9 protein-coding genes are annotated in these 13,828 nt (G+C 52.7%); 6 read left to right on the top strand and 3 right to left on the bottom strand.

Features of this window, described 5'->3' with window-relative positions; all coding sequences use genetic code 11:
* Position 1 precedes the first annotated feature (1 nt).
* Positions 2–2,788 (bottom strand): TMAO reductase system sensor histidine kinase/response regulator TorS, encoded by a 2,787-nt coding sequence (gene torS, locus HV352_RS17410; RefSeq protein WP_181634937.1) that lies wholly within the window; start codon positions 2,786–2,788, stop codon positions 2–4.
* A gap of 82 nt (positions 2,789–2,870) precedes the next feature.
* Between torS and torT the strand changes: the two genes are divergently transcribed.
* Positions 2,871–3,902: a TMAO reductase system periplasmic protein TorT gene (gene torT / locus HV352_RS17405; protein ID WP_181634936.1), complete on the top strand. Its 1,032-nt coding sequence runs from the start codon at positions 2,871–2,873 to the stop codon at positions 3,900–3,902.
* On the opposite strand, the gene torR is transcribed toward torT, so the two are convergent.
* Complete coding sequence (gene torR / locus HV352_RS17400) at positions 3,875–4,567, bottom strand: two-component system response regulator TorR (RefSeq protein ID WP_016152137.1); 693 nt, start codon at positions 4,565–4,567, stop codon at positions 3,875–3,877. The two genes, torT and torR, sit on opposite strands and share 28 nt — an antisense overlap.
* 131 nt (positions 4,568–4,698) lie before the next feature.
* On the opposite strand from torR, the gene torC reads away from it, so the two are divergent.
* The 3 genes from torC to torD are packed head-to-tail and all read left to right on the top strand — an operon-like array spanning position 4,699 to position 9,018.
* The gene (gene torC, locus HV352_RS17395; protein ID WP_049271320.1) at positions 4,699–5,877 is read left to right on the top strand and encodes a pentaheme c-type cytochrome TorC; all 1,179 of its coding nucleotides are present in this window, start codon (positions 4,699–4,701) and stop codon (positions 5,875–5,877) included.
* Positions 5,867–8,407: a trimethylamine-N-oxide reductase TorA gene (torA, locus tag HV352_RS17390; RefSeq protein ID WP_016152139.1), complete on the top strand. Its 2,541-nt coding sequence runs from the start codon at positions 5,867–5,869 to the stop codon at positions 8,405–8,407. The genes torC and torA overlap by 11 nt, the downstream gene beginning before the upstream one ends.
* On the top strand, positions 8,404–9,018 hold the full coding sequence (gene torD, locus HV352_RS17385; protein WP_016152140.1) for a molecular chaperone TorD: 615 nt from the start codon (positions 8,404–8,406) through the stop codon (positions 9,016–9,018). Before torA ends, torD begins: the two co-directional genes overlap by 4 nt.
* Positions 9,019–9,258: 240 nt before the next feature.
* On the opposite strand, the gene uspF is transcribed toward torD, so the two are convergent.
* A complete protein-coding gene (gene uspF, locus HV352_RS17380) occupies positions 9,259–9,687 on the bottom strand; it encodes a universal stress protein UspF (RefSeq protein WP_003021923.1) in 429 nt (142 codons plus the stop codon).
* A gap of 528 nt (positions 9,688–10,215) precedes the next feature.
* Between uspF and HV352_RS17375 the strand changes: the two genes are divergently transcribed.
* Together HV352_RS17375 and HV352_RS17370 are read left to right on the top strand one after the other, a co-directional pair.
* Complete coding sequence (locus HV352_RS17375) at positions 10,216–11,310, top strand: NapC/NirT family cytochrome c (protein ID WP_016155916.1); 1,095 nt, start codon at positions 10,216–10,218, stop codon at positions 11,308–11,310.
* A 20-nt stretch (positions 11,311–11,330) separates the two neighbouring features.
* Positions 11,331–13,775, top strand: coding sequence for a trimethylamine-N-oxide reductase 2 (locus tag HV352_RS17370; protein ID WP_016152143.1), 2,445 nt, complete (start codon positions 11,331–11,333; stop codon positions 13,773–13,775).
* The last annotated feature ends 53 nt before the right edge of the window (positions 13,776–13,828 follow it).

Here is a 13,828-nt window from a genome sequence, read left to right as displayed (position 1 = left end):
GTCACTTCTGATGTTCAGCTTCAGCTAATCGCGACAAATTTTCTTTTGCCAACCACATTTCCACTTCTGTAAGACTTAGTTGTACTTCCTCTCTGAGTGAAAAATCAGCTAGCGGCTGCTGTTCAAGCGCTGCGCACATCCTGCTGGCAGAACGCATCCCCATGCTGGCGCAGCTGCTTTTTAGCTGATGTGCCAGACGTTTTATCTTCTCGTACTCACATGCTGCGCGCGCTGCGTCAATCTCATCTAATACAGGAAGGGTGTGTTGCTTAAAGAGCGCTAACCATTCGTGCACCTTTTGCCATCCCATTAGCTGGATATCCCCGGCTAATTGTTGGGTATCTAACCGTTGGTTGTCATTTTCTAATGCAACCGGGAGAGGGGCGTTACCGTGCAGATAATGGGTAATGAGCCGACTGAGTTCATCCCGGGGAACCGGTTTTTGAATAACGCCGCGAAACAGGGTGCTGGTTCTTTGGCTTAGCGTTTCGTCGATGACGTGTGCGCTAAAGCCTATTAGCTTTAACGTCGGAAACTCGCGGGTTAACTGTTGCGCCAGCGTGATGCCGTCGATATCCGGAAGATCAAAATCAACCAGCGCGGCATTATACTGGGCGTCTTGCTGCAGTATGGTGAGCGCCGCAGCCGCACTGTCGGCAGCGGTGACCTGGGCGCCATTGAGGGTGAGCATTTCTGTACTGATGCGCTGCGTGAGGGGGTTATCCTCGATTAGCAGTAAGCGTAAACCCTGTAACGATATGGCACGTGGAACGGATTTAGCTACCGGCATCGCGCCAGCCCGTAATGGCAGACGCAGACGAAAGCAGCTTCCGACTCCCGGCGTACTGGTGACGCTCAGTTCTCCCTGCATCGCCTGCGCAAGGCTGGCACTGATAGTGAGTCCAAGCCCGGTCCCCCCACGTTTACCGCTAACCTGAACAAACGGCTGAAAAATATCGCGCTGATGGACAGGGTCAATCCCGCATCCCGTGTCCTCAACCTCAATATACCAGTCCTGGTCTTTACATCGGCTACGCAGGGTGATGTGTCCGCGATCGGTAAAGCGCAGCGCGTTGTTTAATAGGTTAGTTATGATTTGCCGAATGCGGCGCGGATCGCCGCGTAGGGAGTCGGGGACATCGTCGGCAAAATCCGTAACCAGCACGACCGGGCGACCCACAACGCGACCATGCATGAGCTGAAGCGTACTTTCCAGCAAGGGTCTGGGCTCAAAAGGTTCATCGCCGATCGCCACATTTTTTCCGCCCGCTTCGATGGCGGAATAGTCCAGGATATCGTTGAGGATGGTCAGCAGAGACTCGCCAGAGTCGGTGATTGCGCGCAGATTCTCCTGATGCTGCGCCAGAGCGGGATTGTCTGAGAGCAACTGCGCAGTGCCGAGGATCCCATACAGCGGGGTGCGTATTTCATGGCTCATGGCGGCCAGAAACGCCGATTTTGCCTGGTTGGCTTTTTCGGCTTCTGCCCGCGCCTGCCGGTGTTCCGACACCATAGAACGCAGTTCGGCGGTGCGAGCTTTTACCTGAGCGGCCAGATGTTCGCGATGGCTATTAAGGGCGTGAACGCTACCGCGAAAGGCATCCATCAACCGCCCGATAGTATCCAGTTCGCGAACGCCCGCTGTTTCCGGAAATGGGGAGTCAATATCACCTTCAAGCAGACGCTGTAACGCCTGGGTTTGCTGCGCCAACGGGCGCGTGACCGAGCGGTAAACTACGCGCCAAAGAATGAGAATTAACAAGCACAATGACACCGCACCTAACAGCAGCAGCAGCGTTTGCCCGCGCTGGCTGGCCTGTTTGAGATGCGCCAGCCCGGTCTGATTGCGTTGGCCAATGATTTCTACCAACTGACTCACTTCGCTACTGAAACGGGTAAATTGCTCGATATTGTTCTGCGATAAGATCTGTAAGCGGGTGGTGATGTCATTATCCTGACGATACAGGGCCAGCAGATCGACATAACGGCTTATCGAATTTACAGCGCCGGCAACCTGAGTGCGTACCACCGGATCTTCAATGCGTATTTGTCGGCGGTGAAGCACTCTGACGGCGGCATTAAGCTGGGTTTCCAGCGCTGCAAGGTTATTCTGCGCCTGGTTATTCCCCAGATTCATCACCATTTGCTGCACGCGTAGCGCGCTCAGGCGCAGTTCATTCATCTGGTTATAATATTCCAGATCGATATCGATAAGCCTGTCGAGAGCGTGTTCCGCCGCCTGCCCCTGATGGCTCTCAATCAAGTCATAAATGCTTGCCTGCGTAGCGCCCGCCGAGGTGGCGGCATTACTGGCCTGACCGCGCGCCATTTCGGCAACGTCGGCGGTAGCCTCAACAATATGTTGGCTGAGCTGTTGCTGCCGATCGCGCAGTTTCAGACGTTCGCCAACCAACTCCCCCTGATGGCTTAACGACTGGGCGATCTCTTTTTCCTGTTGTTCAATGGCCGACGTATCAAAGCCCTGCTCGCGCAGGGTTTTCAGTAAAGCGGTAATTTTCAGGCTTTGGGCGGTTAACATACGCCCCTGAGCCAGCCACATATTTTCATTATCTGCGGTGGTCAGATTCTGCGCGGAAAACAGTTCCCAGGCGCTGGCTTCGCTGAGCTGGCGCGCCATGTCCATGGTCGGGATCAGCGCCTGGGTATTGGCCTGCTCAACCTGGCTGACAAAACGCAGGTTATACCAGCCAACCAGCGTACTAATGAGGGTCAGTGCCGCCATCAGCCCGAAGCCTATCCACAGTCGTTTGGTCAGAGATAAATTCACTGTCGGGTCGCCACAGATTAAAAAGGTTGAGTCCAAAAGAGGAAAGCAACTAGGATAAAGCCTTATCAATGTTGAGGCTATCATGCGCGTATTGGTTTTCCTGCTTATCACACTTTTTCCCGGCTTAGGTCACGCGACCGGGTCCGCACTGCTGCGCTGGCCGGATACCCAGCAGGCAGTGCCGGAGCCGCTAACGGACGTTACTGCAAACAAAGTCTGGAAACTGTGCGCGCTGTATCCCAGCCTGAAGGATTCCTACTGGCTTTCCGTGAATTACGGCATGCTGGAGGCGGCGAAAAAATACGGCGTAAGCCTGAAGGTGCTCGAGGCGGGAGGGTATCGCCAGTTCGACACGCAAAAATCACAAATCGCTCAATGCCAGCAATGGGGCGCGGATGCCATTTTGTTGGGCAGCAGCACGACGACTTTTCCGGATTTGCAGGCACAGGTTGGCACGCTACCGGTTATCGAGGTGGTGAATGCTATCCATGAAGCAACGGTAAAAGCCCGGGTTGGGGTTCCGTGGTTCCAGATGGGGTATCAGCCAGGCCGCTATTTGGTTAAGTGGAGCGCGGGCAAACCGCTAAAGGTCTTATTATTGCCAGGACCTGATGACGCCGGGGGCAGTCGTGAGATGGTGGCCGGGTTCCGTCAGGCGATTGCCGGCAGTCAGGTGCGCATCGTGGATGTGGCGTTGGGCGATAATGATATTGAAATACAGCGTAATCTGTTGCAGGAGATGCTTGAGCGTCACCCGGATGTTGACGTGGTGGCCGGTACGGCAATTGCTGCGGAAGCGGCAATGGGGGAGAAGCGCAATCAGGGCGCGCCGTTAACTGTCGTCTCTTTTTATCTGTCGCATCAGGTGTATCGCGGGCTTAAACGCGAAAGAATCATTATGGCTGCCAGCGATCAAATGGTCTGGCAAGGTGACCTGGCGATTCAGCAGGCTATCAGAGTATTACAAGGACAACCTGTGCCGGAAAATATCAGTCCGCCGATCCTGGTGCTCACCCCGAAAAATGCCGACAGCCAGCATGTAAAGTGCTCGTTGTCACCCGGCGGATTCCGTCCTGTTTATCTGTATCAGTACACGTCAGCCGCTAAAAAATAGCCTTCCCCGTGCTGCGTCACCAGTAAATCAGCCCGCAGCTTGTGGCGTAAACGGCGGATCAGTACGTCCACGGTGCGTAAGTCCGGATTGTCTACCCGTCGCGCCGAAAGCATGCGCAGTAAACGTTCGCGACTGAGAATTTCCCCCGGATTGGTGACAAACGCGACCAGCATTTCATACTCGGCGCGGGTGAGTTTGATTGCCTCGTCGCCCAGTTCCAGAGTATGACGGGAGACGTTCAGACAATACCCGGCAAACTGATAGCAGTTGTCTTTAGCCTCCGGTCGCGCCTCGCGGGCAAGGTCGATACGCCAGAGTAAATTTTTCACTCTCACCACCAGTTCACGTAGCTCCAGCGGCTTGGTGACATAATCATCAGCCCCCATTTCCAGGCCAACGATACGGTCAATTTGGTCACTACGACCCGTTACCAGAATTATCCCCACCGTTGAGCGTTCACGCAGGGCGCGGGTCAGCATTAAGCCATTTTCATCCGGGAGATTGATATCTAACAGAATAAGATCGACAGAGTGTTGTGACATGATTTCACGCAGGCCGGCTCCGCTGGCTGTGACCGAGACGTGATAACCTTCCTGTTCAAAATAAGCCTGTAATCGTGCCTGGGTAACGGGTTCATCCTCAACAATGACAATGTGATGCGACATCCTGGTTGTTGTCTCTTTCTGTTCATATCTGTTCACATTGTGCCGTAAGCCATTCATCCTGACCAGTGTTGCCGTTCACATTTGCGAAATAAGATCCTCTGTAACTAAACCATATATTTACAGGGGCTATTATGCGGAAACTATGGAGGGCGCTGCTCAGACCGAGCGCACGTTGGTCAGTGTTGGCGCTGATCGTCATCGGGATGGTGGTCGGTATCGCGCTGATCGTCTTACCGCACGTTGGCATTAAATTAACCAGTTCAACCGAATTTTGCGTGAGCTGCCACAGCATGCAGCCGGTTTATGAAGAATATAAACAGTCTGCGCATTTTCAGAATGCCTCCGGGGTGCGCGCAGAGTGTCATGATTGCCACATTCCATCCGATATCCCTGGCATGGTGAAACGTAAGCTGGAGGCCAGCAACGATATTTACCAGACCTTTGTTGCCCACTCTATTGATACTCCTGAGAAATTCGAAGCCAAACGTGCCGAGCTGGCGGAGCGCGAATGGGCGCGAATGAAGGAGAACAACTCCGCGACCTGTCGTTCCTGTCATAACTATGATGCGATGGATCACGCGAAACAGCATCCTGAAGCTGCGCGTCAGATGAAGATTGCGGCCAAGGACAATCAGTCCTGTATTGACTGCCATAAAGGTATTGCGCATCAGCTTCCCGATATGAGCAGCGGTTTCCGCAAGCAGTTTGACCAGTTACGCGCCAACGCAAACGACGATGGCGATACGCTTTATTCCCTGGACATCAAACCTATTTATGCCGCCAAAGGGGATAAAGAACCTGCGGGCTCACTGCTGCCTGCTTCTGAAGTAAAAGTGTTAAAGCGTGACGGCGACTGGCTGCAAATTGAAATTGTGGGCTGGACAGAGAGTAACGGGCGTCAGCGCGTGCTGGCGCAATTGCCGGGTAAACGCATTTTTGTGGCCTCCATTCGTGGCGACATTCAGCAGCACGTGAAAACCCTGGAGCAAACGACCGTCGCGGAAACGAATACGCAGTGGAGCAAGCTGCAGGCCACCGCCTGGATGCAGAAGGGCGATATGGTTAACGACATCAAGCCAATCTGGGCTTATGCCGACTCGCTCTATAACGGAACCTGTAACCAGTGCCACGGCGCACCTGAGAAAGAACACTTTGACGCCAACGGCTGGATTGGCACGTTGAACGGCATGATTGGATTTACCAGTCTGGATAAACGTGAAGAACGTACCTTACTGAAATATCTGCAGATGAATGCCTCTGACACCACGGACAAGCCGCATGGCGATAAGGGAGAAAGCAATGAAAAATAACGATCTCTTTCAGGCATCTCGCCGTCGTTTTCTACTGCAGTTGGGCGGCTTGACCGTCGCCGGTATGTTAGGACCTTCGCTGCTCACACCGCGCAGCGCCAACGCCGCAGAGGTGCAGGGAACTGGCGTCAAAGAGGGGATCCTGACCGGATCTCACTGGGGGGCAATCCGCGCCACCGTGGTTGATGGGCGTTTTATTGAAGCCAAACCGTTTGAGCGTGATAAGTACCCGTCAAAAATGATCGCCGGACTGCCGGACCACGTGCATGGCGGGGCGCGTATTCGCTATCCAATGGTCCGTGTCGACTGGTTGCGTAAACGCCATCAGAGCGATACCACGCAGCGTGGAGATAACCGCTTTGTGCGCGTTTCGTGGGATGAAGCGCTGGACTTCTTCTATCAGGAGCTGGAGCGAATTCAGAAGACCTATGGCCCGAGCGCGCTGCTGACGGCCAGCGGTTGGCAATCAACCGGCATGTTCCATAACGCCTCGGGGATGCTGGCGCGCGCCATTGCGCTGCACGGCAACAGCGTAAGTACCGGGGGCGACTATTCCACTGGTGCAGCCCAGGTGATTCTGCCGCGCGTGGTCGGGTCAATGGAGGTATATGAACAGCAGACCTCCTGGCCGCTGGTGCTGAAAAACAGCAAAACGATTGTGCTGTGGGGTTCCGACCTGATTAAAAACCAGCAGGCGAACTGGTGGTGCCCGGATCATGATGTTTATGAATACTACGAACAACTGAAAGAAAAAGTGGCGCGCGGCGAGATCTCGGTTATCAGTGTTGATCCGGTCATCACCTCGACGCACGACTACCTGGGCCGCGACAAGGTTAAACACGTCGCCGTGAATCCGCAGGCCGATGTGCCGCTACAGCTGGCGCTGGCGCACACGCTTTATACCGAGAAGCTCTACGATAAGCATTTTCTCGATAACTACTGCGTAGGGTTTGAGCAGTTTCTGCCTTATCTGCTGGGGGAAAGTGACGGACAGCCTAAAGATGCCCAGTGGGCGGAAAAAATATGCGGGATTGATGCCGATACGATTCGTGAACTGGCGCGGCAAATGGCGGGCGGAAGAACGCAGATTATTGCCGGCTGGTGCGTCCAGCGTATGCAGCACGGGGAACAGTGGGCGTGGATGATCGTGGTGCTGGCCTCAATGCTTGGACAAATCGGCTTACCCGGCGGTGGCTTCGGCTTTGGCTGGCACTACAACGGCGCGGGCACGCCAAGCCGCAAAGGGATTATCCTGAGCGGTTTTTCTGGCTCCACCACCGTACCTCCTGTGCATGACAGCACTGATTATAAGGGGTACAGCAGCACCATCCCGATCGCGCGTTTTATCGATGCGATTCTTGAGCCGGGTAAACAAATTAACTGGAACGGCAAAACCGTCAAGTTGCCGCCATTGAAGATGTGCGTTTTTGCCGGGACCAACCCTTTCCATCGTCACCAGCAGATCAATCGTATTATTGAGGGCTGGCGTAAGCTGGAAACCGTTATCGCCATCGATAATCAGTGGACCTCGACCTGTCGATTCGCTGACATCGTATTGCCCGCGACGACCCAGTTTGAGCGTAACGATCTTGACCAGTATGGCAACCACTCCAACCGCGGCATTATCGCCATGAAACAGTTGGTGCAGCCGCAATTTGAAGCACGTAATGATTTCGATATTTTCCGCGATCTCTGCCGCCGCTTTAATCGTGAAGAAGCCTTTACCGAAGGGTTGGATGAGATGGGGTGGCTGAAACGGATCTGGCAGGAAGGAAGCCAGCAGGGGAAAGGGCGCGGCGTTCATCTCCCCGCTTTTGACGTTTTCTGGAATCAGCAAGAGTACGTTGAGTTCGAACATCCGCAGATGTTTGTACGTCATCAGGCATTCCGCGAAGACCCCGATCTTGAGCCGCTGGGCACGCCGAGCGGATTGATCGAAATTTTCTCGAAAACCATTGCCGGTATGCAGTATGACGACTGCCAGGGGCATCCGATGTGGTTTGAGAAAATCGAACGCTCACATGGTGGACCCGGGTCGCAGCGTTGGCCACTGCATCTGCAATCTGTTCACCCTGATTTCCGTCTGCACTCGCAGCTTTGTGAATCTGAAGCGCTGCGTAAGCATTATGCGGTAAGTGGTAAAGAGCCGGTGTTTATCAACCCGCAGGATGCCAGCGTCAGGGGGATTCGCAACGGTGATATTGTCCGTGTGTTTAACGCACGTGGACAAGTACTGGCCGGGGCGGTTGTCTCCGATCTCTACTCGCCAGGCGTGGCGCGTATTCATGAAGGTGCCTGGTACGACCCTGATAACGGCGGAGAAACTGGGGCGCTGTGTAAATACGGCAATCCAAACGTATTAACAATCGATATCGGCACGTCTCAACTGGCGCAGGCGACCAGCGCTCATACTACGCTGGTGGAAATTGAGAAATATACCGGCAAGGTGGATAACGTGACGGCGTTTAGCGGCCCGATAAAAATGGTGGCGCAGTGCGAATATGTTCCGGCGGAGAAGGTATCGTCATGATAAAACACTCTTCCCTTACAACAGAACAGATGGCCTGCGTTTACGCCTGGCTGGCGCAGTTGTTTTCCCGGGAACGTGACGATGACAGCCTGGCACTTTTGCAGTCCAGCGAAATGGCTGAGTGGTTCGCGGTGCTAAAAGGTGAACCGTCGCTTGAAGCGGAAGTCCTTCAGCTGGAGGAGAAAATTGCTGCGCTTCAGGTGCGTGAGGACGCAACCCTCGAACTGGCGGCTGATTTTTGTAGCCTGTTTCTGATGTCGGAAAAACACGCGGCGTTACCCTATGCGTCGGCCCATCTTGAAGGAGGGCCGAATTACGGGGTCATTAAACGATTGTTAGCCGATGCTGGCATGCAGGTAAGCGAAACGTTTAGCGAGTCAGCCGATCATCTGGCAATTTTTATCGAACTGCTGAGTCATCTGCATTTTTCTCTGGGAGAGTCCGGGCTTAGCCGCCAGCGTATTGATGCGCTGCGCAGAGAAACGCTGGCGGGGCTGTTACGCTGGTTACCGGAATTCACCGCCAAATGCCGCCGCTATGATGACTTTGGTTTCTACGGTGCGCTGAGTCAGCTGTTGCTGGCACTGGTCAGGCTGGATATTCAGAACTGAGTGATGGCCTAAGCCACAGAACAACGGGAATACATTCGCTCTAATGCTTGTCATTTTAGCGAAAATGAATGGGCGTAATGAGTAACTGAGAGTGGGACATCCGGAGGCAATGAATCTGTTGCCTCCGGTATATTGCTACATTTACCGCTGAGGTGAACGGAACCCTGAGTAAGAATCACATGTTCTCAAGAATGCTTAACTTATAAACGTTAGTGCAAATTCGCCCCCATTTTGACCCTATCACCGCACAACCAGCACGGGACATTTTGCATGGCGTACTACGGCAGCCGCCGTTGAACCCAGCAGATAAGTGCTAAAACCAGGCTTATGTGAGGCAATGACGATAAGCTCAGCGTCTACCGCCTCCGCCAGTTTGAGGATCTGATCCTTCGGCGGGCCGTAAACGACGTGAGTCTGACTCCTGCCTGCAGGAATATTGAACTGCTTAATAATCTCTTCGAGTTTTTCGCTGGCCTTGGCCTGCAGACCGCTTCTGTCCGGGAATTCTGTTGAGTAAGCCAGCCCCAGCGAGGCATAGAACGGAACGGTAGGAATAACGGCTAAAAAGTGGACCTTAGCGGTTTTGGCATGCGCCTGGACCTGTGGAACAACATGGCGGGTTAAATCGGTTTCAGAGATATCAATGGGTACCAGAATTGAGCGATACATATTCACTACCTCCTGTTTGTTTACCTCTACCCAGAGTGTAGCGAAAATCGAATTTGTATAATAAGTGACCAGATCAAGGTTGCATGCATAAATGCGCGTCAATGATAGCTGTGTGTCACAAGTCTTGTCGTGAATGTATATCTGAGCACAACCACAAGAGGGGGATCTTCATTAATACGTGTTATCACGTAATAGAAAAGGGTTCGTTTTTATGTTTTTTCATTGTATATTTTGTTATATAGCGACTATTGCCAAGGGCATAATTTTAATGCCATTCAGCACTCATCAAACTTTTATTCTGACGTTTTCATGATTAATGGTTAATTAAACCTTGGATTTGGTTTAATTCTCTGAATTTAAAAAGGTATTTTATATTTAATTTCGTTCGTATTAATTATGCGAGCGCCTTCAAACTTACCCACATGCTGATTCTCATTTCCCTCTGCGTTTGATGAATATCAATAAGTAACCGCGTTAGGGTAATTATTGTCTACCTATTAAAGGGTATTCGTCTTGTGGGAATAAAAGATGAGAAAAATAAATAAAACCATCCTCGGGACGATGCTGCTGTGCATTGTTCTTGGTGCTGTTATCGTTTTGGCAGGGCAATGGACGTTGCACAAAACCTCAAGCACGGAATTCTGTTTATCGTGCCATACGATGCAGGCACCGTATGAGGAATATACCGGTTCGGTTCACTTTCAGAATCAGAAAGGTATTCGTGCAGAGTGTGCTGATTGTCATATCCCCCAGGGCGGTCTGGATTATCTGGTGGCTAAACTGCGGGCCTCAAAAGATGTTTATCATCAGTTCATAACCAAAAAAATCGATACCCCAGAAAAATTTGAAGAACACCGTCTGGAGATGGCGCAAACCGTCTGGGCACAGCTAAAAGCGAGCGATTCTGCGACCTGCCGTAGCTGTCACAGCATGGACGCGATGGATCTTGCCGCACAAAGCGCGGAGGCCCAGAAAATGCACAAAATGGGCATTGAGGAAAAGCAAACCTGTATTGATTGCCACAAAGGCGTCGCCCATTTCCCACCTGAAATAAAAATGGATGACAGCGCGCTCAAAGGGCTTGAAGCGCAGTCAGCCTCCACCCCTGCTTCGGCAACAGAGCTTTATGCCGTAAGCAACACTGCGCTGGGCGATTTGGGAACCGTTTACCCGGCAACAAAAATGCAGGTTCTGAAAACAACGGACAATACGCGACAGGTCGAGATTCGCGGTAGCCAGATGCAGGGAAATGAACAGGTCATTTACTACGCGGCAGGACAGCGTTTGATTCTTGCCAGCCTGAGTGAAAAAGGTCAGCAATCGCTGAAGATCCTCTCCGACTGGAAAAAAGATGATTACGGCAATGTGTGGCGAGATGTCGTGCTGCAGGGTGAATGGAGCGGTTCCGCTCTCGCCAGCCGTGAACCGATGTGGGATTACGCGCGCAAACTCGACAATGTGTACTGCGCGGGCTGCCATGCGCCAATTCCGGCGAATCATTTCACGCTCAACGCCTGGCCTTCAGTAGCAAAAGGGATGGGAGCTCGCACCAATATCAGTGAAAACGAACTGGATATCCTGAGCCGTTACTTCCAGTACAACGCTAAAGACATGAACAAATAAGCGATAAATCAGGAGAAATCATGAAACTCACAAGACGTGACTTTATTAAGACGGCCGGCGCGGCAACCGGGACAATGGCGATTTCTTCGGTGATCCCAATGCCGGCCTGGGCCGAAGGCCAAAATGGCGGAGCGATTCTGACGGCAGCGCGTTGGGGCGCGGTATACGTGGAAGTAAAAGATGGCAAAGTGGTTTCCTCAAAAGGCGCGTTGCCTAAAACGGTGCCGAACTCGTTACAGCAAACCGCGCCGGATCAGGTCCATACCAATATCCGCGTAAAATATCCGATGGTGCGCAAAAGCTATCTGGAAAACCCGGGTAATGCGGATGGTAAACGTGGAAGCGATCCTTTCGTGCGGGTTAGCTGGGAGCAGGCACTGAAACTGATACACGAGCAGCATAGCCGGATCCGTAGCAGCTATGGCCCAGCGTCGATATTTGCTGGTTCTTATGGCTGGCGCTCTAGCGGCGTTCTGCATAAAGCGCAAACCTTACTGCAACGCTATATGAGCATGGCCGGTGGTTACGCAGGTCATACCGGAGATTATTCAACCGGTGCCGCGCAGGTGATCATGCCTTACGTTGTGGGATCGGTTGAAGTCTATGAGCAGCAAACCACCTGGCCGATGGTGCTTGAGCACAGTCAGGTCGTGGTGCTGTGGGGGATGAACCCGCTCAATACCCTCAAGATTGCCTGGAGCAGCACGGATGAACAGGGGATTGAATACTTTAATCTGCTGAAGAAATCAGGGAAAAGCGTCATCGCCATCGATCCGATGCGTTCCGAAACCATTGAGTTCTTTGGTGATAATGCGACCTGGATTGCGCCACATATGGGGACCGATGTGGCGATGATGTTAGGGATCGCCCATACGCTGGTGAAGAAAAATCTCCATGACAAAGCCTTCCTGGAAAAATACACCACTGGATATCCGCAGTTTGAAGAGTATTTGCTCGGCAAGAGCGACAAAATAGAGAAAACCGCCGAGTGGGCTTCCGGCGTGTGCGGCGTGCCTGCTGAGCAACTGGAGAAGCTGGCGGAAATTTTCTCCAGCAATAAAACCATGCTCATGGCGGGTTGGGGGATTCAGCGCCAGCAATACGGTGAGCAAAAACACTGGATGCTGGTGACTCTGGCGGCGATGCTGGGGCAAATTGGTACCGAAGGCGGTGGTTTCGGGTTCTCTTATCACTATTCCAACGGCGGTAACCCAACGCGTACCGGGGGAGTATTGCCAGCCATCTCCGCCCAAATTGAGGGTGGGTCATCTGCGGGGAACGACTGGGCGGTTTCCGATGCGGTGATCAGCCTGCCGGTAGCGCGAATTGTCGAAGCGCTGGAAAATCCAGGCGGCAAATATCAGCATAACGGTAAAGAGCAAACCTTCCCGGATATCAAAATGATCTGGTGGGCGGGCGGCGCAAACTTTACCCATCATCAGGATACTAACCGTTTAATCAAAGCCTGGCAGAAGCCTGAACTGGTTGTCATCTCTGAGTGCTACTGGACCGCAGCGGCCAAACATGCCGATATAGTCCTGCCGATCACCACGTCGTTTGAGCGCAACGATCTGACCATGACCGGTGATTACAGTAACCAACATCTGGTGCCGATGAAGCAGGTCATTGAGCCGCAGTTTGAAGCACGCAGTGATTTTGACGTATTTGCCGATCTGGCGGAGATGCTCAAGCCTGGCGGTAAGGCGGTCTACACCGAGGGCAAAGATGAAATGGCGTGGCTGAAGCAGTTCTATGATGCCGCGCAAAAAGCCGCCCGCGCCCAGCGTATCGCCATGCCTCAGTTCAACGCGTTTTGGCAGCAAAACAAACTGATCGAAATGCGTGAGAATGAAAAGAATAACAAATATGTACGCTACGCGGATTTCCGCAGCGATCCGGTGATGAATGCGCTTGGAACGCCGAGCGGTAAGATAGAAATCTACTCAAAAACGATTGAAGGCTATCAATACAAAGATTGCCCGCCGCATGCGTCATGGATTGAACCCGATGAATGGAAAGGAACTGCGGATAAAGATCAACTGCAGCTACTGACGGCGCACCCGGCACATCGTCTGCATAGTCAGTTGAACTACGCTTCGCTGCGCAAAGAGTACGCGATTGCCAATCGTGAGCCGGTAACGATTCACCCGGATGATGCGAAAGCCAGAGGTATTGCCGAGGGTGATCTGGTACGCGTATGGAATGCGCGTGGACAGGTGCTGGTGGGGGCACACATCAGTGACGGTATCAAACCGGGAATCATCTGTATCCATGAAGGCGCATGGCCAGATATTGAGAACGGTATCTGCAAAAATGGCGGCGCGAATGTGCTGACGGCGGATATCCCAACCTCAAGGCTGGCGAATGGCTGCGCGGGGAATACCAGCCTGGTATACGCAGAAAAATTCACCGGCGAAGCGCCAAAACTCACCGTCTTTGATGAGCCAGCAATCGTCACTCTGTAATGATGGTTGAAAAGCGGGGGCCGTAAGGCTCCCGCTTTTTATTGCTTTTTCGG

Source organism: Citrobacter sp. RHBSTW-01044 (assembly GCF_013781945.1).
Taxonomy (GTDB): Bacteria; Pseudomonadota; Gammaproteobacteria; order Enterobacterales; family Enterobacteriaceae; genus Citrobacter; species Citrobacter braakii.
Note: the sequence above shows the minus strand (reverse complement) of the source record. Positions and strands in the feature narration are given on the sequence as shown.